Raw genomic sequence first — 21,537 nt, forward strand, 5'->3', positions numbered from 1 at the left:
TCCGCTATCCTGAGCAATCCTCCGCTCCGGACCCGCCCATGGAACTGCACATTCGCCTGGAGGGCCGCAAAGGCCTGGCCGATCAGCTTTACCAGCAACTGCGCGACGGTATCGACAGCGGCCACCTGGCCGCCGGCACCCAACTGCCGCCCACCCGCCTGCTGGCTGAACAACTGGGCGTATCGCGCAAGACCGTGGCCGAGGCCTATTCGCGGCTGACCTACGACAACCTGCTCAACGGCGTGGTCGGCCGTGGCACATTCGTCACCCCACGCCATCCGCTGCGCAGCACCGAATCAGCCACCATCCCCCTGGCCGGCGCCGCCTCCCTCGAGCGCTGGCAGCAGCGCGCCACCGTGCTCAGCCAACGCCAGTTGCAGGCGCCATCGCGCTATGACTTCGTCGGTGGTGCTTCGAGCAAGGCCCAGTTCCCCTTCGACCAGTGGCGCAGTTGCCTGAACTACGCCCTGCGCCGTAGCCAGCGCCACCCCGAGCGACAATTCCCGGCCCAGGGCTTGCCGGAACTGCGCGAAGCCATTGCCCACCACATCGCCTACTCGCGCGGGGTGCACTGCAGCGCAGCCGACCTGCTGGTGTGCAACGGCGCCCAGCAGGCGCTGGACCTGATCGCCCGGGTGCTGGTCGAACCGGGCTGCCAAGTGGCCATGGAGGATCCCGGCTACCCGCCAGCACGGCAATTGTTCCTGGCCCTGGGTGCACGCCTGCAATCGGTGCCAGTGGATGATGAAGGCCTGTGCGTGGAACAGATCGCCGATGGTACCCAGCTTATCTACGTAACACCCTCGCACCAGTTCCCGCTGGGCATGCCGATGAGCGAGCCACGCCGGCATGCCCTGCTTGCGCGGGCCGCCGAGCTGGGTGCGCTGATCATCGAAGACGACTACGACTGTGAATTCCGCTACCACGGGCCAGCCTCGGACGCGCTGCAGCGCCTGGACCGGCATGGGCTGGTAGCCTACGTCGGGACCTTCTCCAAGACCTTGCTGCCCGAGCTGCGCCTGGGCTATGCCGTATTACCGCCTGCCGTACTGCAGGCCGCTTGCGTGGCCAAGCACCTCAGTGACTGGCACAGCCCTACCCTGCTGCAGTGGGCGCTGGCGCGCTTCCTTGGCGAAGGCCACCTGAACAAGCACATCCGCCGCTGCCACGAGGTCTACAGCGCACGCCGCGAGCGCATCCTGGCGCGCCTGGGCGGCGATCTGGCACCGTGGTTCCGCGCCATCCCCGCCAGCGCCGGCTTCCACCTCAGTGCCTTGGCTACACCTGGGGTGGATGTGGAACTGCTGGCCAATCTCTCGCGCAAGGTAGAAGTCGGCCTGTATTCACTGGCGCCCTTCTTCAGCGAGACGCCGGTACGGCCGGGGCTGTTGATGGGCTTCGGCGCGATCGAACTACTGGATATCGACCCGGCGCTGGACCGGGTGCGCGATACCCTGCAACGCCTCAGTTGACTGCTGCGGCCTTGCCTGCTGCAGTCGGGCGGGCGATGGCCGCCGCATAGCCGCGCGGGTTGAAGCACACGGTCACCAGCAGCATTGCCAGCACGGTCACGGTCAACAGCGTCCACGAAGCCTGGAAGTCGCCACTGACATCCCGCAGCCAACCGGTGATATACGGCACGATGCCGGTGATGATAAAGCCGATGCCCTGTACGAACGCCGCCAGGCTGCCGGCCTCGGCAGGCGTTTTCAGGTGTTCCAGGGTCAACGTCAGGCACTGGCTGAAGCAGGCACCCAAGCCAAAGCCGATCATGGCGACCCAAAGCCCGGAAGCCCCCGCAGGTACCAGCAAAAGACCCAGGAAGCCCGCCAACTGGATCGCCAATGCCAGGGACAGACCGGGGCGCCTGTCTGCCCAACGTCGCAGCAGCAACGGTAGGCCAAGCGCACCGAGCACCTGGAAGACGGTCATCAGGCCCACCAGGTCGGCACCGCCCTGAGCACTGCCGCCGTGCTCGATGTGGTAAGCCGGCAACCAGGCCACCATGCTGGTGTAGCCGCCGTTGATCAGGCCGAAGTACAGGGCCAGCAACCACGCCCGGCGACTGCCGAACCAGTGCCCGCCAGTGGCCGTTCCCAGCTTCGGCGCCTCCTGCCTTGGCCGCAGCACGGCCCACGCCAGCAACGCCAGCACGGCCGGGACCGCCCATACGCCCAAGCCCGCCTGCCAGTAGCCGAAATGGCCGCTGATGTGTGGCCCGAGTACTGCAGCCAGGCCGCCGCCGCTCATCAGTGCCGCCGAGTACAGCCCCATCGCCCCGGCCAGACGCCCGGGGAACCAGCGGTTGACCAGCCCCGGCATCATGCCCTGCACCACCGCCACGCCCAGGCCAGCCACCAGCGCACTGGCGATCAGCGCCCAGGCGCTACCCAGTTGCAGGCGCCACAGGCAGGCCAGGGCAATCGCGGCCAGGCCCGCAAGCATGCCGCCGTGCTCGCTGACCCAGCGTCGCAGCCACGGTTGCAACAAGGGCACCAGGCCCATGCACAGCACCGGTAGCGCCGTCAGCAGGGCAGCCTGCTGGTAACCCAGGCCGGTGCTGGCGCGCATGGGTTCGAGTAACGGGCCGATACTGGTCAGGATCGGCCGCAGGTTCAACGCCAGCAGGATCACCAGCAACAGGTTCAGTGCAGCTCTCATTGTGAATCGGTTCTCTTGAAGCAGGAACTGGCCATTATCCCGGCTCGGCTGACTTGGCAGAAATGAAGAGATTGGATGCAGGTCAGTGGCCACCTGAATGGGCGATTGGCCTCCCGCTTATGCGCAAAATTGGCTATCGGGGTGGCCAATGAGCGGCGCTACAGTAGCGCCCTACCCCCGCACGTTGGAGACTGCCATGCACAACCGTATCGAATGGGCCAAACACGCCCCACAAGCCTACAAAGCCATGGTCGGCCTGGAGCAGGCCCTGGCCAACAGCGGCCTTGAGAACTCGCTGCTGGAGCTGATACGCCTGCGCGCTTCGCAGATCAACGACTGCGCCTACTGCGTCAACCTGCACGCCAACGATGCGCGCAAGGCCGGTGAGACCGAAGCACGCTTGCAGACCCTGTGCGTGTGGCAGGAAACCAGCTACTTCACGCCGCGTGAACGTGCTGCGCTAGCCTGGGTCGAGAGCCTGACCCGCTTGCCTGAACTGGGTGCGCCGCAAGAGCAATATGAAGCCCTGCAGGAACACTTCGAGCCGGGCGAGGTGGCCAACCTGACTTTGGCAATTGCCACCATCAATGCCTGGAACCGGTTCGGTGTCGGCTTTGCCATGGTGCCGGCCTGATTCTTTCGGGCGGCCTGTGCTGGCCTATTCGCGGGCAAGCCCGCTCCTACAATTCTGTGCGTGCCCTGTAGGAGCGGGTTTACCCGCGAACACCGGCAGAGCCGGTGCCATCCACCGCATTGGTTTCTTCGCGGGCATGCCTGCTCCTACAATTCTGTGCGTGCCCTGTAGGAGCGGGTTTACCCGCGAACACCGGCAGAGCCGGTGCCATCCACCGCGTTGGTTTCTTCGCGGGCATGCCTGCTCCTACAATTCTGTGCGTGCCCTGTAGGAGCGGGTTTACCCGCGAACACCGGCAGAGCCGGTGCCATCCACCGCATTGGTTTCTTCGCGGGCATGCCTGCTCCTACAATTCTGTGCGTGCCCTGTAGGAGCGGGTTTACCCGCGAACACCGGCAGAGCCGGTGCCATCCACCGCATTGGTTTCTTCGCGGGCGTGCCCGCTCCTACAATTCTGTGCGTGCCCTGTAGGAGCGGGTTTACCCGCGAACACCGGCAGAGCCGGTGCCATCCACCACATTGGTTTCTTCGCGGGCAAGCCCGCTCCCACAGGTAGAACGCAGGCCGGCCAGCCGCGCCCGGTAGCTTCCTGGGCTCTGCCCGGTCCACTTCTTGAACGCCCGGTGGAACGCACTCGGTTCCTGAAACCCCGCCTGCTCGGCAATTTCGGCGATGCTCAACGCCCCTTCGCGCAACCGCTCGAAGGCCATGGCCCGGCGCACTTCATCCTTGATCTGCTGGTACGAACGCCCCTCCCGCTCCAACTGCCGGCGAAAGGTACTGGCACTGATCCCCTGCTGCTGCGCCAGCGCGGCCAATGTCGGCCACTGCCCATAGCGCAATGCCCGCAGGTGCCGATACACCTCAGCCACCAGCCCGTTCTGATTGCGAAAGCGGATCACCAGGCCCTGCGGCGCACTGCGCAGGAAGGTCTTCAAAGCCGCCCGGTCCTGCACCACCGGCAGGCGCAGGTAAGCGCTGTCGAACTCCACCTCGGTGCGTCCGCTGCCCAGGCGCAGGTCCGGCCCCCACAGCAGCAAGTCGTCCTCTTGGGCCGGGCGCGACACCGCGAGCTCCGTGCGGTCGATGGCAATTCGCCGCCCGGCCAGCCAGCACAGCATGCCGATCATCAGCACCAGGTAAGTTTCCTCGGCATACACCCGAGTCAAGGGGTCGGCAATGTTCGACTGCACGCTGATCAACGCCCGACCGCCACGTACTGTCAGGCTGCCACGCAGGTCACGCAGGAACAGGCCGAAGCCCCCCATGCACTGGCGCAAGGCCTTTTCCAGGTTCGGTTCGAGGATCAAGCCCCGGCAGATCAGGGCGAAACTGCCCAGCGGCATACCATGGCTGTCGAGGCCAAAGAACTCATCGTCCAGGCGCTGGATCAACGCCAGCCACAGCTGGGCGAACGCCTTGGCCGGCACCCGCGCCTGAGGCTGATCGAGCAGCTGCGGGGCGATGCCCACTGCAAGCAGCTGGGCGTCACGCTCGGCGGGGGTGTCGCGCAGAGCGTGGAGCATGGCGTTGAGGAAGTACACGGCGACTGAATCGCTTTCGCGCATGGCGGTTTTCGCTGTCTATGCTGAGTGGCAAAAAGTGCCAGGTTGTTTGAACAGATCCGGCATAGGCTGCAACAGAGCCTTTGCCTAGACTCGATCCCACTTCGGGGCCGCCAACCATTCTCGCAGAGCCTGGCCCGGTCCCGCCACGCCTTCGCAATCGGAGCCCTTATGAGCAGCGCAGAAATCTACGTCGTCAGTGCCGTCCGTTCAGCCATTGGTGGCTTCGGCGGTTCTCTCAAGGACCTGCCACTGGCCGACCTGGCCAGCGCCGTGACCCGCGCCGCCATCGAGCGTTCGGGCCTGGCCGCCGAGCAAGTCGGCCACCTGGTGATGGGCACGGTAATCCCCACCGAACCGCGTGACGCCTACCTGGCACGGGTAGCGGCAATGAACGCCGGCATCCCCAAGGAAACGCCGGCATTCAACGTCAACCGCCTGTGCGGCTCTGGCCTGCAGGCCATTGTCTCTGCGGCCCAGGGCCTGTTGCTGGGCGACACCGACGTGGCCGTCGCGGCCGGCGCCGAATCCATGAGCCGTGGCCCTTACCTGCTGCCACAAGCGCGCTGGGGTGCACGCATGGGTGATCTGCAAGGCATCGACTATACCGTCGGCGTACTGCAGGACCCCTTCCAGCACTTCCACATGGGCATTACCGCCGAGAACGTTTCGGCCAAGCACGGCATTACCCGCGAAATGCAGGACGAACTGGCCCTGACCAGCCAGCGCCGCGCTGCTCGGGCCATTGCCGAGGGCCGCTTCGCCAGCCAGATCGTTGCGCTGGAGCTGAAAACCCGCAAAGGCAGCGTGCAGTTCAGTGTCGACGAGCATGTGCGTGCTGATGTAACCGCCGAGCAACTGGCCGGCATGAAGCCGGTATTCAAGAAAGACGGTACCGTCACCGCCGGCAACGCCAGCGGTATCAACGATGGCGCCGCCGGCCTGGTGTTGGCCACAGGTGACGCGGTGCGCCGCCTGGGCCTGAAGCCTCTGGCACGCCTGGTGGGCTATGCCCACGCCGGGGTGGAACCTGAGCTGATGGGCCTGGGGCCGATCCCCGCCACCCGCAAAGTGCTGGAAAAAACCGGCCTGAACCTACAAGACCTGGATGTGATCGAGTCCAACGAGGCCTTCGCCGCCCAGGCCTGTGCCGTTGCCCGCGAGCTGGGCTTCGACCCGGAAAAGGTCAACCCCAACGGCTCGGGCATTTCCCTGGGCCACCCGGTGGGTGCCACCGGTGCGATCATCGCCACCAAGGCCATCCATGAGCTGCAGCGCATCCAGGGCCGCTACGCCCTGGCCACGATGTGTATCGGCGGTGGCCAAGGCATCGCCGTCGTGTTCGAGCGCGTCTGAGGGAGGCTGACACATGAGCATTGAACAGATCGCCGTGATCGGCGCGGGCACCATGGGCAACGGCATTGCCCAGGTGTGCGCCATTGCCGGCTACCAGGTGCTGCTGGTGGATGTTTCCGACGCAGCGCTTGAGCGCGGCATGGCCACCTTGAGCAAGAACCTTGAGCGCCAGGTGAGCAAAGGCACCCTCGACGCCGACAAAGCCGCAGCCGCCAAAGCACGCATCCGCACCAACACCGACTACACCCAGCTCAGCGCTGCCCACCTGGTGATCGAGGCGGCTACCGAGAACCTGCAGCTCAAGCAGCGCATCCTGCAGCAGGTGGCAGCCAACGTCGCCGCCGACTGCCTGATCGCCACCAACACCTCGTCGCTTTCGGTGACTCAACTGGCCGCCTGCATCGAGCACCCCGAGCGCTTCATTGGTGTGCACTTCTTCAACCCGGTACCGATGATGGCGCTGGTGGAGATCATTCGTGGCCTGCAGACCAGCGACAGCACCTACGCCCAGGCACTGCTGGTGACGGAAAAAGTCGGCAAGACCCCGATCACCGCCGGTAACCGCCCGGGCTTCGTGGTCAACCGCATCCTGGTGCCGATGATCAACGAGGCGATCTTCGTGCGCCAGGAAGGCCTGGCCAGTGCCGAGGATATCGACACCGGCATGCGCCTGGGCTGCAACCAGCCGATCGGCCCGCTGGCCCTGGCCGACCTGATCGGGCTGGACACCCTGCTGGCGATCATGGAGGCCTTCCATGACGGCTTCAACGACAGCAAGTACCGCCCTGCTCCACTGCTCAAGGAAATGGTCGCGGCCGGCTGGCTGGGGCGCAAGAGCGGTCGCGGTTTCTTCACCTACTGAGGACCAAGCACCATGCCCCCGGTCAATGCCGCAATGCGCTGTGCCAACTTTGAGGAGCGACGTGACCGGGCCATGGCATTGTTTGCCGAAAAGGGCTTTGGCCAGGTCAGCATGCGCGAGCTGGCGGCCCATGTGGGGCTGACCGCCGGCTCGCTGTACCATCACTTCCCCAGCAAGCAGGACCTGCTGTACGACTTGATCGAAGAGTTGTACGAAGAGCTGCAAGCCACGCTGGACCAGGCCCGCCGGGCCATGGCCCGTGGGGCATCGGCGTTGAGCTGCCTGATTGCTGCGCACTGGCAGCTGCATGCCGAGCGGCCGCTGCAGTTTCGGCTGGCCGAGCGGGATTTGTGTTGTTTGAGTGAGGCGCAACAGGCGCACCTTGCAGCGTTGCGCAAGCGTTATGAGGCAGGCTTGCTGCGCCTGATCGCACCGCAAGCAAAACTGCCGGGGCAAGCGTTGGACGCCACAGCGCATGTACTGGCGACGCTTCTCAATCAGCTGCCGGGGTTACTCAAAGCATTGCCTGAAGAACAGGGGTTGGAGCTGATGGAAAACTTGCTGGTCGGCGGGATTGAGCGGACGCTGCGATAGCCTGCCAGGGCCCCTGCGCGGGCTTGCCCCGCGAAGAGGCCGGATGCCTCAACGCAACAGCGACTGGATCTGCTCGTGCAAGGTATCCAGGTCAAACGGCTTGGCCAGGATAGGTGCCTTGCGGGTGATCGGGCTACCAGATTCGAGAATCTCCGCCGGGTAGCCGCTGATGAAGATCACCTTCAGGTCTGGCCGCAACTTCACCGCGGGCTCGGCAATATCCACGCCCGAGATCCCGCCTGGCAAACGGAAGTCCGTCACCATCAGGTCCAGGTGCGGCTTGCTGGCCAGGATGGCAAACGCCTGCTCGCCATCTTCAGCCACCAGGACGTGGTACCCCTCACCCGCCAGGTAATCGCGCAAAATCATGCGAATCGCCGGTTCATCCTCGACGACCAGAACCACATCTTGTGCATCTTCACTCATGTTAACGCCTTGAAATACTTACAGTTGGCCATCAGACCCCAGGCTTACACAGAGGTTGCTCGCGCCTGGTCGTTTTGTTCTTTGAATGTTGCCAGCGGTAATTGCAGGGTGAATGTGGCCCCCTTGCCCTCCTCGCTTTCAACCTGTATCCGGCCACCGTGCGCCTGGACGATCTGCTCGGAGATGTACAACCCCAGGCCCAGACCTCCGCTGGCCTGCTGGGCAGCGACCCGCTCGAACTGCTGGAAGATCCGCTGCTGGTTGACGGCGCTGATACCGATGCCGTGATCCTGTACCTGCACCCAGGCCATGCCGCCCTGCTCGAACACCCGTACCTGCACCGGATTGCGCTCGCCGTAACGCATTGCATTGGACAACAGGTTGGCCACTACTTGTTCAATCCGGAATTCGTCCCACTCCCCCTTCAGCGCTTCGCAACGCTGCAATTCGATGTGTGTTTCCAGGGCCAGGGCCTGTGCCGTGAAGTTTTCCACCAGCCCACGCACCAGTTGGCCCAAGTCAAACAGCTTGGGCCGCAGCGACAATTTACCGGTACGGATGCGCGAAACATCAAGCATGTCCTCGACCAACCGGATCAGGCTGTTGATCTGCCGCTCGTCACGCTCGACCATGGCTTGCAGCTTGTCGACACTGAAGGCGTCCAGGTTGCCCCGTGCCAGGTGCATCTTGCGCAACTGGGTTTCCAGGATCAAGCCATTGAGCGGCGTACGCACCTCATGGGAGACGATCGACATGAAGTCGTCACGCATGCGCACGGCATGCTCCAGTTCACTCCGTGCCACCTGCAACTGGCTGAGCAGCAACTCCTGCTCCTGGCGGCTCTGCTCCAGGGCTTCCAGTTGCCGGCCAAGCACCTTGCGCTGGCGGAACAGGTCGACGAACACCGAGACCTTGCTTTTCACCGCCAGGGTGTCGAGCGGCTTGTGCAGAAAATCCACGGCCCCGCTCTCGTAGCCCTTGAAGGCATAATTCATCTCGCGGCCCGCCGCGCTGACGAAGACGATCGGGATGTGCTTGGTCTTGTCGGTGCCGCGCATCAGCTCGGCCAGTTCGAAACCGTTCATGCCCGGCATCTGCACATCGAGAATGGCCAGTGCAAACTCGTGCTCGAGCAGCAACGACAACGCAGCCTCGGCAGACTGGGCCTGGTGCACCTCACGGTCCTCGCCCTGGATCAGGGCCTCGAGCGCCAGCAGGTTTTCCGGCAAGTCGTCGACAATCAGCAGTTTGGCGATGGTGTGGCTTAGCATGCGCTGTATTCCAAGGTCGCGAGCAACTGCCCGATACCGCTCAGAGTAAGGATATGGTCGGGCTGGTGCAGGGCCAGAGCGGCCTCCGGCATCAGGGCAACCTGTGCGTCACGAGGGTCCTGGACGATCGTGCGCCCCCCATTGTTCTTGATGTATGCAAGACCCCTGGCGCCGTCTTCGTTGGCCCCGGTGAGCAGCACACCCAGCAGGCCGTCGCCGTAGGCATCGGCCGCCGAGATGAACAGGAAATCAATCGCGGGGCGCGAGAAATGCACCGGTTCCTCCTGGCTCAGCGACAGCGTCAGGTCGCGCTCCACCGACAAGTGGTAACCCGGCCCCGCCACATAGATCTGCCCGCTGCGGATCCTTTCCTTGTCACGTGCCTCGCACACCGGTCGATGCAGCCGCCGCTGCATCACGCCAGCCAGCTGGCTGTGGCGATCGTCCGGCAGGTGCAGCACGCAGAGCACCGGTATGGCGAACGCCGATGGCAGCGCGCCGAGCACCTGGAACAATGCCGCCACGCCACCCGCCGAGGCGCCGATCACCACTGCACGTACGCCGCTCATGATTTACGGAAGATCCGTTGGGGCTTGACCAGCGGCTCGAAACGTTCGCTGTAGGCCGAAAAGTCCACCGACTCCTTGCTACCCAACACCAGGAAACCCCGGTGGCAGAGCGATTCATGAAACAGGCCCAGCGCCCGATCCTGCAGGTCCTTGTTGAAGTAGATCAGCACATTGCGGCACGACACCAGTTGGGTCTCGGAGAACACGCTGTCGGTGGCCAGGCTGTGGTCGGCGAAGGTCACGTTGTCGCGCAGGCTGCTGTCCATGATGGCGTTGCCATAGGCGGCGGTGTAGTACTCGGCAAAGTCACGACGGCCACCGGCCAGGCGGTAGTTTTCCTCGTATTCGCGCATGCTCTGCATCGAGTAGATACCCTGCTTGGCCTTGTCCAGCGAATGCGGGTTGATGTCGGTGGCGTAGATGATGGTGCGTTCAAGCAACCCTTCCTCACGCAACAGGATGGCCATGGAATACACCTCTTCCCCCGTGCTGCAGCCCGCGATCCAGACCTTGATCGAGGGCCAGGTACGCAGCAGCGGCACCACTTCGTTGCGCACGGCAAGGAAGTGGTCAGGGTCACGGAACATCTCGCTGACCGGGATCGTCAGGTACTGCAGCAACTGCATGAACATGCCCGGGTCGTGCAGCACACGCTCCTGCAACGCAGACACCGTCAGGCAATCGAACTGACGCAGCGCGTGGAGAATCCGGCGCTTGATCGAAGCGCCGGAATAATTGCGGAAATCGTAGCTGTACTTGAGGTAGATCGCCTCGATCAGCAGCCGGATCTCGATGTCGGTGTTGCGTTCGCTAGTCAAATTCGCTCCAGTTGCGGCAGCCAGACACGGATCAACGAGAACAGGCGGTCCAGATCGATCGGCTTGGCCAGGTAATCATTGGCACCGGCTTGCAGGCAACGCTGCTGGTCATCCTTCATGGCCTTGGCGGTCACGGCGATGATCGGCAGTTTGCGCCAGCGCGGTTGCTGACGGATCAGGCGGGTGGCCTCGAAGCCGTCCATCTCCGGCATCATCACGTCCATCAGCACCAGGTCGATGTCGTCATGCTGCTCCAGGCGCTCGATGGCTTCGCGCCCGTTGCGGCCGATTTCGACAATGGCGCCCTTGTGCTCCAGGGCACTGGTCAGGGCGAAGATATTACGCACATCGTCGTCCACCAGCAGCACCTTGCGGCCCTCGAACACCTTGTCGCGGCTGCGCGCGGTCTTGAGCATGCGCTGACGTTCGTTGGACAACTGCGATTCGACCTTGTGCAGGAACAGCGTCACTTCGTCCAGCAGGCGCTCCGGCGAACGTGCGCCCTTGATGATGATCGAGCGTGAATACTTGAGCAGGTCGGCTTCTTCCTCACGGGTGAGGTTGCGGCCGGTATACACGATCACCGGCGGGAAGGCGCGGATATCCTCTGCGGTCATGCGTTTGAGCAGCTCGTTGCCGAGCATGTCTGGCAGTTTGAGGTCGATAATCATGCAGTCGTAGATGTTCTGGCGCAACAGCGCCAGGGCATCCTGGGCCATGGCCACGGCCGTGATCTCGACATCGTCGTCGCCGATCAGCCGAGCGATGCTCTCGCGCTGCAGGTCGTCGTCTTCCACCAGCAGGATGTGCTTGAGCTTTTGCGTAAGCTTGGCTTCCAGGCGAGCGAACACCTCCTTGAGCTCCTCGCGGCTGGTGGGTTTGACCGCATACCCCACCGCCCCCATGTGCATAGCCGCCTCGACGCGGTCTTCCACCGAAATGATGTGCACCGGGATATGGCGGGTGCCGGCCTGCTCCTTGAGGCGCTGCAGGACGGTCAGGCCCGAGTGGTCGGGCAGGCGCATATCCAGCAGGATCGCATCCGGAATGTACTGGGCGGCCAGCTCGAAGCCTTCGTCGGCGCCATGGGCCACCAGGCAGCTGTAGCCCAGCTCATGGGCCAGGTCGAAGAGGATGCGGGCAAAGTTGGGCTCGTCTTCGATCACCAGAATGCAACGGGTATCGAAAGGGGCGCGCTCGCGGTCGTCGGCAAAAGCCGGTGCCGGGCGCATGACCGCGGCGGCCAACGGCGCTTGCGGTACAGGCGGCAACGCATCGACGGCCGGGCGCAGGCTTTGCGGCTCGACGCCTTCGTCCTCGGCGGCATAGCGCTCCGGCAGAATCAGGCTGAACACGCTGCCTTGCCCGGGGCTGCTGTCGACATTGATCTGGCCACCGAGCAAATGCGCCAGGTCACGGGAGATCGACAGGCCCAGGCCAGTGCCGCCATAGCGGCGATTGCTGGTGCCATCGACCTGGTGGAAGGCGCCGAAGATCGCCTGCTGCTGATCGGCCGCAATGCCGATGCCGGTGTCACGGACCGCGAACACGATACCGCTGCCAGCCTGGAAGCTGACGTTCATGCTGACCTGGCCACGCTCGGTGAACTTGATGGCGTTGGACAGCAGGTTCTTGAGGATCTGCTCCAGGCGCTGACGGTCGGTGAACAGCGTGGTCGGTACCTGCGGCTCGACCTTGACCTCGAAGGCCAGCCCCTTGTGACCGGCAAGTGGCTGGAACATGCCGCGCAAGCCGTCGACCAGTCGCTCTACCTGGGTGGTCTCGGGCCGTACTTCGAGCTTGCCAGCCTCGACCTTGGCGATATCGAGGATGTCGTTGATAAGATTGAGCAGATCGTTGCCGGCCGAGTAGATGGATTCGGCGAACTTGACCTGCTCTTCGCTGAGGTTGCCTTCACCGTTTTCTGCCAGCAGCTTGGCCAGGATCAGCGAGCTGTTGAGCGGCGTGCGCAGCTCATGGGACATGTTGGCGAGGAATTCGGACTTGTACTTGCTCGATCGCTGCAGGTCGTCGGCCCTGGCTTGCAGCTCCAGCTGCGCCTGGCTCAGTTCATCGTTCTTGCGGTCCAGTGCTTCAGTGCGCTCGGACAACTGCTCGTTGGTCTGCTCGAGTTCGGCCTGCTGGGTCTCCAGATGGGCCTGAGACTCCTTGAGCACCCGTGACTGTTCTTCGAGCTCTTCGTTGGCAGTCTTGAGTTCTTCCTGCTGCACCTGCAGCTCTTCATTGAGTTGCTGGGTTTCGGCCAGCACTTCCTGCAGGCGCTGACGATATCGCGCACTCTCGATCGACATGCCCAGGTTGCCGCCGACCCGCTCCAGCAGCTCTTCATCCCGCTCTTGCAAGGGGCGCAGGAAACCCAGCTCGATCACCCCGTTGATCTGCCCGTCTTCGGTCGCCGGCATCAGCAGCGCACTGCGCGGCAAGCCGCTGCCCAGGCCGGAACTGAGGCGATAGAAGTCTTCGGGCAGGTCGTCCAGGCGCAGCAAGCGGCCTTCGCGGACCGCCTGGGCCAACAGGCCATGGTGGTCCGGTTCGACCTGCTCGCGGGCCTGCTCTTCAGCACCCAGGCCATAACAGGCCACGCGCACCAGCCGGCCATGCTCGTCGCGCACGTACACGGCGCCCACCACGCTGCCCAGATAAGAGGCAAAAAAGCGCAGGATGTTCTCGCCAAGCATGGGCAAGGTCAGCTGCCCGAGCACCTGCTGCGCCAGCTGGGTCTGGCCGGTGCGCAACCACGCCTGGTGCTCCAGGCGCTGCGCCGAGCGTTGCTGGGCCTGCAGGTTTTCATCATAGCTGGCCGAAAGTGCCAGCAGGTCACGACGGCCCAGGTAGGCCAGCAATGCACTGAGGCCGACAATGAACAGCACGAATGACGAGATCGCCATCACGGTGACGGAACTGACTTTCTCGTTGCGGGCCATGCGCAGTTGTTGTTCGGTACTGATCAGGTCGTCGAATTCCTTGCGGATTTCATCAGTGATGCGCTTGCCCCGGCCGTTGCCGATCAAGGTCTGGTAATCGCCCTGGCTGCGACGCAGGTTAATCATCTGGTTGCCGAAGTCGTTCCAGGCCTGCTGCAAGGCGATCAGCCGATCGATGCGGTCGACCTGCTGGGGGTTGTCCTCGACCATGCCGCGCAGGCTCTGCAGGCTGCCGAAAATGCGTGGCTTGGCCACCTCGTAGGGGTCAAGGAAGCGCTCGTCGCCCGTGATCAGGAAGCCGCGCATGCCCGTTTCCATGTCGATCGACAGCTTGACCGTATCGTTGGCATTGCCGATCACCCGGTCGGTGTGCTCGACCCACTGCATGGCCGAAAGCAGATAGTTGATCACCGCGACGAAGGCCACGGCCCCCAGCAGGCCAACCCCCAAGGGAAGGCCGATGTTGCGGCTCAACAGCTTGCGAAAGCTTCGCTGGTCCATCGAGGCTGCTTGAATCATGAGAAAACGCCCGAGCTAGAAAAGTCCATTGAAAAGAGTGGCCGGTCAGTCGTTATTGTTATCTGCCACTGCGCTGTCCTGATAAGCGAGTCTAACCAGCTTTGACAGGTCTGGCAGGGCATTAAGCCAGTATTTGAAGGTTGCGTTCGGCAATCGTTCCATCTGTTTGCATGGAGCGGTATCCTCGGGAACTTCTGATGCCGCGCGGTGCACAGATTAAAGACACTCATTTGTACAGGATTTGAACCATGCACCTTCTGGTAGTCGAAGACGACGACATCGTACGCATGCTGATGGTCGAAGTGCTCGACGAGTTGGGCTACAAGGTCATCGAGGCAGAAGACGCCGCAGCCGCCCTGCGGGTACTCGAGGATCCGGACCAAGCGCTGGCACTGATGATGACCGATGTAGGGCTGCCGGACATGCGAGGTGAAGTGCTGGCGGGCAAAGCGCGCGAACTGCGGCCACTATTACCGGTGCTGTTCGCCAGCGGCTATGCCGACAGTTTCAATGTACCGGAGGGCATGCACCTGATCGGCAAGCCGTTCAGCATCGACAAGTTGCGGGACACGGTGGTGGGTATTCTGGGTAACCCTTGAGCACGGTGTCGCCTGTTTCGCTCGTAGGAGCGGGCTTGCCCGCGAAGAGGCCGACACAGGCAACCCACCTCACAGCGCTCTGCGCAGCAGATAGGTATCCATGATCCACCCCTTGCGCGCCCGCTCCCGCTCACGCACTTCCAGTATCTGTGCCTTGACTGCCTGCAACGGCCCGGCAATCAGCACTTCATCCTCGGTCCCCAGGTACGCCCCCCAATAGATGGTCAACGCCGGGTCATCGAGCCCGGCAAAGGCGCACTGCCCGTCGAGCATCACCACCACATTGTCGATAGGCCCCTGCCCGGCCAGGCGTCGCCCCGGCAGCACAGTCAGGGGCTCGCCGATGCGGTTGAGCGGCACCTGGTGCCGCGCCGCCAGCGCCTGCACACTGCTGATGCCAGGAATGACCTGCAAACGCAGCGTCACGCCGCGCTCGCGGACCAGGTCGAGGATACGCAGGGTGCTGTCGTACAGGGTGGGCTCGCCCCACAGCAGGAAGGCACCCGTTTCCCCGTCGCCAATTTCCTCCTCGATCAGGCGCGCATACAGCGCAGCACGCCGCCGGTGCCAGCTCTGCACCGCACCCAGGTAGTCCTCCGCCTGCACATCGCGCAACGGGTCGACCACCGGCACCAGGCGATAACCACCTTCGGGGCGATAGCGCTGCAGAATGGCTTTGCGCAGGTGCACCAGTTCATCTTTGTCGTCGCCCTTGTCGAGCACGAAGAACACGCTGGCACTGCGCAGCGCATCGACCGCTTCATAGGTGACCTGGCGCGGGTCACCCGCGCCGATGCCGATCAACAACAGGTCTTTCATTGCCCTGCCCTTTGCGCAAACCCACCTCTATTGTCAGGCGGCTACCGGTATTTGGCAAAGCGGCCGCTTAGAAGATCGAGAAGTTGTAGCTGACAATGACCCGCGTCTCATCCATGTCACGCGCCCACCTTTCATAGTTGCTGCGGTAAGTGGAATTACGCAGGCGTACGCTGACATCCTTGAAAGTGCCACTTTGTACCTGGTACTTGAACTCGGTGTCGCGCTCCCACTCCTTGCCTTCGGCACGGCTGCCCGGCACCTTGATATTGTCACCGTTGATGTAACGGGTGAAGAAGGTCAGGCCGGGCACACCCAGCGCCTTGAAGTCGTAGTCATAGCGTACTTGCCAGGAGCGCTCCTGGGCAGCGGCGAAATCATTGACCTGGGCGTAGTTGACCAGGTACGGGTTGCTGCCATCCAGGTACGGCATGGCGCTGTTGCCATACATGCGCTGCCAGCCGGCGCTGATCTTGTGGCCACCGAGGCTGTAGCCAAGCATGCCGCTGAAGGCGCGATGGTCGATTTCGCCCGCACGGGCATTGCCGATGTCATCACTTTTGATCAGCCGTAAGTCAGCCGACAGGCTGCCCACCGCCAGCGGTTGACTGGCCACCAGACCGAAGAAGTGCTGACGGTAGATATTCTCCAGTTTGGCCACTTGGTACTGGGCGCCGAAACGCTCGTTGAAGCGATAGTCGACACCGGCCAAGTCGAAGTGGTCGGCTTCGGTACCGCAAGCATAACGCTTGTTCTTGCAATGCACGCGGATGTCCTGGCGGTCGGTGGAATCCCGAGCCGTGTATTTGTCCAGGCGAGCCAGGGTGAACTTCAGGTCGTGCAGTTCTTCGGAGGTGAGCATGGCACCCTGGAACAGGGTCGGGAGCAGACGGCCATCGTTGTACTTGAGCAACGGCACATCCGGCATCATTGAGCCGTACTTCAGCACAGTACTGGAGACCTTGACCTTGGCCGCCAGGCCCATCTTCGCATACTGGTCGGCCGAGTGCCGGGGATCGTGACCGGACGAGGGCAGCAACCCACTGTTACTGTCGGCCGGGCTGGAATCCAGTTTGAAGCCGAACATGCCCAGCGCATCCACACCGAAACCTACCGGGCCTTGCGTATAACCCGATTGCACATTGAGGATGAAGCCTTGTGCCCACTCTTCGCGCCTGGATGCGCCCTGACTGGAACTGCTGTAACCGTCCCGGAAGTCCCGGTTGAAATAGACATTGCGTGCTTCGACCCTGGCACTGCTGTCTTCAAGAAACCCGGCAGCCTGGGCGTTGACACCGGCACACAATAGAAACAGGCCGGTAACACGGCGCCCGGGAGCGAGGGGGAAAGGGGAAAACATGCGAGGAAACATCCAGAATGAAGACGAGTTAACAACCTGTGGCACGGGCTGGCCACGGCACTGCGGGAGGTCCGAACATGAGTCGGCCATCATCTGAAATGATCGCGCAAAGGCTCTGGTGCGGGCCATTGGACCATGGTCTAGGCATCTGGTCGCGCAACCGCAGAAAACCTGCCAAATATCGCCCGCAAAACTGGGAAAGTTCCCGGCTTACTTACAAAAAGTTAGCAGTTTACCCAGTAGCCATGAATGACTACACTCGATATCAGCGAACAGTGGAACCCACCTGCGTGGCCGGCGTTTTTACTCTTCTTCAATGTTCGTCACGCCCTGCCACGACTGACGTACAGGAGTGATTACAGTGTCCAGACTTGCAGAGTTTCGTGCTGCCGAAAAAGCGCTCCAGGAACAGATGGCGCAACTGGAAGCGTTGAAAAAGGATGCCGGCCTCAAACGCGAAATCGAATTCGAGCAGAAACTAGTCGGCCTGATGAAAAGCTATGACAAGAGCCTGCGCGATATCATCGCCATCCTCGACCCGAAGGCTGTGACCCGCACTTCCAGCACACCGCCCAAGCAACAACGCCGCCCGCGGGTGGTCAAGGTCTATCAGAACCCGCACACTGGCGAGCGAATCGAGACCAAAGGCGGCAACCACCGCGGCCTCAAAGCCTGGAAAGAACAGTATGGGGCCGCCACGGTAGAAAGCTGGGTACGCTGATGAAATGTGCACACAGGCTTCACACTTTTTTCACAAGGACTGGCTCAGTATCGAAACAGCTAAAGGATTAGCGACCCCATCACGCGCCCGCACATGCGGGCCTCTAATTTCAGCGCCCTGCCTTTGCAGGGCGCTTTCATTTGCGCAATCGTCGCACTGCCGTATCATGGCCAGCCTGTCTGTTTTGCCGGCGCCTTGCGCCCGGCCCCGTCTCAGGAGTTCCCATGAGCCTGCACGATCTGCAAACCCTGCCTGGCGTCACCGCACAACCTGACGCCGCCACCGCCCAGTTCGTCTTCAACCACACCATGCTGCGGGTCAAGGACATCGAGAAGTCGCTGGACTTCTACACCCGCGTGCTGGGCTTCCGCCTGGTGGACAAGCGTGACTTCCCTGAAGCCGCTTTCAGCCTGTACTTCCTGGCCCTGGTCGACCCGGCACAGATCCCCGCTGATGACAACGCCCGCCACCAGTGGATGAAGTCGATCCCTGGCGTGCTGGAGTTGACCCACAACCATGGCACCGAAAACGATGCCGAGTTCGCCTACCACAATGGCAACACCGACCCGCGCGGCTTTGGCCATATCTGCATTTCGGTACCCGACGTACGTGCCGCTTGCGCGCGCTTCGAGGAACTGGAAGTACCGTTCCAGAAACGCCTGCAAGACGGGCGCATGAACCACCTGGCCTTCATCAAGGACCCGGACGGTTACTGGGTCGAAGTGATCCAGCCAACCGAGCTCAAAGGCTGAGCGTTCGTCGCGGCGCGCTCGTCGGGCCGGGAACTCCCGGCCTCTTGCTGTGGTATATGAAGGTAACTGCTTCACATGCCACAGCGAGGTAAGAACGATGCAATCTCTTCACTGTGAATACCGCGAGCACACCATCACCGCCAGCGTGATGCCCCACCCCGACTCACCCCTGCCCTATGCCGCCGGCTGCCTTATCACGGCACCTGACGGGCACAGCAGCAAGCGCATGTCGATGCCAATGCAGTTCTTCTCCGACCTTGAGAATGCGCAGCATGTGTCACTGGCCCATGGCCGTGCACTGGTCGACAAGCAGCTCGATGGCGGGAACAAGGTGTTCTGACCCTGGTTTCGCCAGCCCCCTTCGCAGCTAAAGCCGTGAAGGGGGCTGGGCTGGGCCAACTAGGTAGCCTGCGCGTACGCCACAGCCGCATCCACCTGCTCCTGCGTCGGCCTTACCCCGGTGTACAACACGAACTGTTCCAGCGCCTGCAACGCAATGACCTCCAGCCCAGTGATCACCGGCTTGCCCAACGCCTGAGCCCGGCGAATCAGCGGCGTCTGCGCCGGCATCGCCACCACATCGAACACCCGCTCCGCCGCCGCGATGGCGTGCTCGGGAAACGCCAGCTCATCTGCCTCCTGCCCGCCTGCCATACCGATCGGCGTCACGTTTACCAGCATCGGCGGGCAGAGGTCGCCTGGCTCAGGCACCCAGCGATAACCACAGACATCCGCCAACTGGCGCCCGGCCTGCTCGTTGCGTGCAACGATAATGCCTTCGGCAAAGCCGGCATCGCGCAAGGCGCTGGCCACGGCCTTGGCCATGCCGCCGCTGCCTCTAAGGGCAAACGCAGTGCCCGGATCGACCTGGTGCTGCACCAGCAATTGGCGCACGGCCAGGTAATCGGTGTTGTAAGCCTTCAGGCGGCCATTGCAGTTGACAAGGGTATTGACCGACTCGATGGCCGCCGCCGAGGGATCGATTTCATCGACCAAAGCCATGCAGGCTTCCTTGTAGGGCATCGACACCCCACAGCCGCGAATACCCAAAGCGCGGATCCCTGCCACCGCCGCCGGCAGGTCATCGGTGCGCATGGCCTTGTAGTAGAAGTCCAGGCCCAGCTGCTGGTACAGGTGGTTGTGAAAGCGCACGCCGAAGGTCCCCGGGCGACCGGCCAGAGAGATGCAAAGCACGGTGTCCCGGCTTGGAGTTGTCGGCATAACAGGCTCCTTAGTCATGACTGAAACGTTTATTCAGCGTAACAGAGTCAGCCACTGGTCGTCCCTTACACAACCTTTACCGTTTCCCTGTGCTCGGTTGACAGAGAACGGAGTCAAAGTAACAAGGCCCGAACGTGGTAACGGTTGATAGGAGCAATGATCACTATCGAGGAAGTTGATTTCAAACTGCCCCGGCTGCTGCGTATGGTGGAGCCATGTTTCACAGGAGGTCCCCATGGCCACTATCCAGATCATGTCCGTTGTCGGTAGCGCCGTTCCCACCTCACTGCGTGAGCAGGGCCTGCTGGCGTGCTGGTACCTGGTTCGCAACGGCGAAGCCGTCAGCGGCCCGATGCCGACGCTCGCCTCAGCCCGGGCACTGGCCGAACAGTTGCAACCAGGCACCTTGGCTGCCTGACCCGAATTTATTGTGCGTTGCTCCCTACGCCCTTGTTGCCCGCCAAACTGGCGGGCTTTTTTTTGTTCACGAATTGCCAGGGTTGCCACCTCGTGTTTGGCCGCTACTGCCCAACTGATTGGTCAGCACCATGACCTTGCCTTGCAGCCGGCCCACGGTCATCACCAGCTCGTCTCGTTCCTTGGTCAGCAGATCAGCTTTTGCCTGCGCCTCCCTTCGGGCGTCCCGTTCGATATCCAGGAGTTCTGTCAGACGGCGAATGACTGCAATCTCAGCATTGTCCATCGCACGGTCGACTGCATCGCGGGACAACCACTTGCGCAGCCAAAGAAACGCACCTAGCAGTACAGTCCCCGTACCGCCCAACCAAGTGACGGTGCCCGGGCCGAGGTCGGTCGGATCCATGTGAACCTCATTACAGATGATGATGTGATCAGCCCTGGAGAAAAATGTCTCGATGGCTTTTCTTGTTCGCGCGTTTAATTTAGCCTACAGCTAATAACACTACAAGGACAGATTTAGCCGTGCGCACATTTAGCAGCAAGCTAAACACTGGCATGCTTCACCCCATGGACATCTACCAAATCCGCAAGCACAACCTGGTGAAACTGATCGGCAGCCAGAGAAAGGGCACCTGCGCAGAGCGCTGGGGGATGGCGCCTGCACACCTGAGCCAGATTCTTTCCGACAAGACCGTGAAAAACCTGGGCGATGACGTGGCCCGCCGCATCGAGGGCATCGAAGGCTTGCCACGGGGCTGGTTCGACGCACTGTCGCCAGGCGAACACGTGCAAGCAGCAGTCGAGCCAGGTGACAACAAGCTCTCCGCAGCCGACCTGGTCAAGCAGATGCTTGCCCGAAGCGGCAAAGGTATCTCTGAAGAAACCCGGCAAAGGCTGCTGGCAGCTGCGCAAGAGCCTGCAGATGCCACGCTGCTGAAAGCCGAGCCGCTTCGCCCCGGCCTGGTCGGTGACGAAGTGTGGATTGCCCACTATGACGTGCGGGCCGCCATGGGCGGCGGCCAGATCCCCCACGACTACCCCGAGATGTTCAAGGACGTTCGCGTCAGCCCCAGCCACCTGCGCGAGCTGGGCGTGGAGTTCAGCGAGCACCATCACCTGAAGATGGTGACCGGCTGGGGTCAGTCGATGGAGCCGACCATCAGGCACCGCGACCCGCTGATCGTCGACGTCAGCATCCGCGAATTCGTCGGCGATGGCATCTACTTCTTTTCCTGGGGCGACCACATCTACATCAAGCGGCTACAGATCGCGGACGAGGACCACTTCGAGATGATCTCCGACAACTCGCGGCACAAAGACCGCATGATTCGTCGGGAAGAGACCTACATACAGGCCAGGGTCCTCCTGGTGTGGAATGCCCACCTGGTATAAACCGAAGCCCGCCCTGACCGGCGGGCTTTTGCTGAA

General features: G+C 62.4%; 22 protein-coding genes. 11 read left to right on the forward strand and 11 right to left on the reverse strand.

Annotated elements, in window-relative coordinates:
* The first annotated feature begins 38 nt into the window (after positions 1-38).
* A complete protein-coding gene (locus tag J3A98_RS14025) occupies positions 39-1,472 on the forward strand; it encodes a PLP-dependent aminotransferase family protein (RefSeq protein ID WP_209966874.1) in 1,434 nt (477 codons plus the stop codon).
* On the opposite strand, the gene J3A98_RS14030 is transcribed toward J3A98_RS14025, so the two are convergent.
* The gene (locus J3A98_RS14030) at positions 1,465-2,661 is read right to left on the reverse strand and encodes a CynX/NimT family MFS transporter (RefSeq protein ID WP_209966877.1); all 1,197 of its coding nucleotides are present in this window, start codon (positions 2,659-2,661) and stop codon (positions 1,465-1,467) included. The genes J3A98_RS14025 and J3A98_RS14030 overlap by 8 nt on opposite strands.
* Positions 2,662-2,857: 196 nt before the next feature.
* Here J3A98_RS14030 and J3A98_RS14035 point away from each other — a divergent pair, with 196 nt between their 5' ends.
* The gene (locus J3A98_RS14035; RefSeq protein ID WP_209966879.1) at positions 2,858-3,295 is read left to right on the forward strand and encodes a carboxymuconolactone decarboxylase family protein; all 438 of its coding nucleotides are present in this window, start codon (positions 2,858-2,860) and stop codon (positions 3,293-3,295) included.
* A gap of 479 nt (positions 3,296-3,774) precedes the next feature.
* Here the strand turns inward: J3A98_RS14035 and J3A98_RS14040 are convergent, their stop codons facing one another.
* Positions 3,775-4,863, reverse strand: a complete 1,089-nt coding sequence (locus tag J3A98_RS14040; RefSeq protein WP_209966881.1) for an AraC family transcriptional regulator — start codon at positions 4,861-4,863, stop codon at positions 3,775-3,777.
* A 168-nt stretch (positions 4,864-5,031) separates the two neighbouring features.
* Here J3A98_RS14040 and J3A98_RS14045 point away from each other — a divergent pair, with 168 nt between their 5' ends.
* The 3 genes from J3A98_RS14045 to J3A98_RS14055 are packed head-to-tail and all read left to right on the forward strand — an operon-like array spanning position 5,032 to position 7,672.
* The gene (locus tag J3A98_RS14045; protein WP_003256172.1) at positions 5,032-6,216 is read left to right on the forward strand and encodes an acetyl-CoA C-acyltransferase family protein; all 1,185 of its coding nucleotides are present in this window, start codon (positions 5,032-5,034) and stop codon (positions 6,214-6,216) included.
* A 13-nt stretch (positions 6,217-6,229) separates the two neighbouring features.
* On the forward strand, positions 6,230-7,078 hold the full coding sequence (locus J3A98_RS14050; RefSeq protein WP_209966883.1) for a 3-hydroxybutyryl-CoA dehydrogenase: 849 nt from the start codon (positions 6,230-6,232) through the stop codon (positions 7,076-7,078).
* A 12-nt stretch (positions 7,079-7,090) separates the two neighbouring features.
* Positions 7,091-7,672, forward strand: coding sequence for a TetR/AcrR family transcriptional regulator (locus tag J3A98_RS14055; RefSeq protein WP_176682420.1), 582 nt, complete (start codon positions 7,091-7,093; stop codon positions 7,670-7,672).
* Positions 7,673-7,720: 48 nt separating this feature from the next.
* Here J3A98_RS14055 and J3A98_RS14060 read toward each other — a convergent pair whose 3' ends face one another.
* From J3A98_RS14060 to J3A98_RS14080, 5 genes are read right to left on the reverse strand one after another with little or no spacing between them, the layout of a single operon-like run.
* Positions 7,721-8,098, reverse strand: coding sequence for a response regulator (locus J3A98_RS14060; RefSeq protein WP_003256176.1), 378 nt, complete (start codon positions 8,096-8,098; stop codon positions 7,721-7,723).
* Between the two features lie 44 nt (positions 8,099-8,142).
* A complete protein-coding gene (locus J3A98_RS14065) occupies positions 8,143-9,369 on the reverse strand; it encodes a hybrid sensor histidine kinase/response regulator (protein ID WP_209966885.1) in 1,227 nt (408 codons plus the stop codon).
* The gene (locus tag J3A98_RS14070) at positions 9,363-9,938 is read right to left on the reverse strand and encodes a chemotaxis protein CheB (protein ID WP_209966886.1); all 576 of its coding nucleotides are present in this window, start codon (positions 9,936-9,938) and stop codon (positions 9,363-9,365) included. The genes J3A98_RS14065 and J3A98_RS14070 overlap by 7 nt, the downstream gene beginning before the upstream one ends.
* Positions 9,935-10,756, reverse strand: a complete 822-nt coding sequence (locus J3A98_RS14075) for a protein-glutamate O-methyltransferase CheR (protein ID WP_021782092.1) — start codon at positions 10,754-10,756, stop codon at positions 9,935-9,937. The genes J3A98_RS14070 and J3A98_RS14075 overlap by 4 nt, the downstream gene beginning before the upstream one ends.
* A complete protein-coding gene (locus J3A98_RS14080; protein ID WP_209966888.1) occupies positions 10,753-14,220 on the reverse strand; it encodes a response regulator in 3,468 nt (1,155 codons plus the stop codon). Before J3A98_RS14080 ends, J3A98_RS14075 begins: the two co-directional genes overlap by 4 nt.
* Positions 14,221-14,468: 248 nt before the next feature.
* Here J3A98_RS14080 and J3A98_RS14085 point away from each other — a divergent pair, with 248 nt between their 5' ends.
* The gene (locus J3A98_RS14085; RefSeq protein ID WP_176682415.1) at positions 14,469-14,819 is read left to right on the forward strand and encodes a response regulator; all 351 of its coding nucleotides are present in this window, start codon (positions 14,469-14,471) and stop codon (positions 14,817-14,819) included.
* Positions 14,820-14,888: 69 nt separating this feature from the next.
* Here J3A98_RS14085 and cobF read toward each other — a convergent pair whose 3' ends face one another.
* A complete protein-coding gene (gene cobF / locus J3A98_RS14090; protein WP_209966891.1) occupies positions 14,889-15,638 on the reverse strand; it encodes a precorrin-6A synthase (deacetylating) in 750 nt (249 codons plus the stop codon).
* 67 nt (positions 15,639-15,705) lie between these two features.
* Positions 15,706-16,995, reverse strand: coding sequence for an OprD family porin (locus J3A98_RS14095; protein WP_209966893.1), 1,290 nt, complete (start codon positions 16,993-16,995; stop codon positions 15,706-15,708).
* A 361-nt stretch (positions 16,996-17,356) separates the two neighbouring features.
* On the opposite strand from J3A98_RS14095, the gene J3A98_RS14100 reads away from it, so the two are divergent.
* From J3A98_RS14100 to J3A98_RS14110, 3 genes are all read left to right on the forward strand, one after another.
* Positions 17,357-17,716: a histone-like nucleoid-structuring protein, MvaT/MvaU family gene (locus J3A98_RS14100; protein ID WP_209966895.1), complete on the forward strand. Its 360-nt coding sequence runs from the start codon at positions 17,357-17,359 to the stop codon at positions 17,714-17,716.
* A gap of 224 nt (positions 17,717-17,940) precedes the next feature.
* On the forward strand, positions 17,941-18,468 hold the full coding sequence (gloA, locus tag J3A98_RS14105) for a lactoylglutathione lyase (RefSeq protein WP_209966897.1): 528 nt from the start codon (positions 17,941-17,943) through the stop codon (positions 18,466-18,468).
* Positions 18,469-18,565: 97 nt separating this feature from the next.
* Positions 18,566-18,808, forward strand: coding sequence for a hypothetical protein (locus J3A98_RS14110; protein WP_209966899.1), 243 nt, complete (start codon positions 18,566-18,568; stop codon positions 18,806-18,808).
* 59 nt (positions 18,809-18,867) lie between these two features.
* Here the strand turns inward: J3A98_RS14110 and J3A98_RS14115 are convergent, their stop codons facing one another.
* Complete coding sequence (locus tag J3A98_RS14115) at positions 18,868-19,689, reverse strand: shikimate 5-dehydrogenase (RefSeq protein WP_209966901.1); 822 nt, start codon at positions 19,687-19,689, stop codon at positions 18,868-18,870.
* Between the two features lie 235 nt (positions 19,690-19,924).
* On the opposite strand from J3A98_RS14115, the gene J3A98_RS14120 reads away from it, so the two are divergent.
* Positions 19,925-20,107 (forward strand): hypothetical protein, encoded by a 183-nt coding sequence (locus J3A98_RS14120; protein WP_176682410.1) that lies wholly within the window; start codon positions 19,925-19,927, stop codon positions 20,105-20,107.
* Between the two features lie 66 nt (positions 20,108-20,173).
* On the opposite strand, the gene J3A98_RS14125 is transcribed toward J3A98_RS14120, so the two are convergent.
* Positions 20,174-20,512 carry a chemotaxis protein gene (locus J3A98_RS14125; RefSeq protein WP_209966903.1) on the reverse strand — a complete coding sequence of 113 codons (339 nt, stop codon included), beginning with the start codon at positions 20,510-20,512 and terminating at the stop codon, positions 20,174-20,176.
* A gap of 164 nt (positions 20,513-20,676) precedes the next feature.
* On the opposite strand from J3A98_RS14125, the gene J3A98_RS14130 reads away from it, so the two are divergent.
* Entirely contained in the window at positions 20,677-21,501 is an 825-nt protein-coding gene (locus tag J3A98_RS14130) for a S24 family peptidase (RefSeq protein WP_209966905.1), read from the forward strand.
* Positions 21,502-21,537: the final 36 nt, after the last annotated feature.

The sequence above is a fragment of the Pseudomonas sp. BP6 genome (genome assembly GCF_017875935.1).
GTDB lineage: Bacteria > Pseudomonadota > Gammaproteobacteria > Pseudomonadales > Pseudomonadaceae > Aquipseudomonas > Aquipseudomonas putida_Y.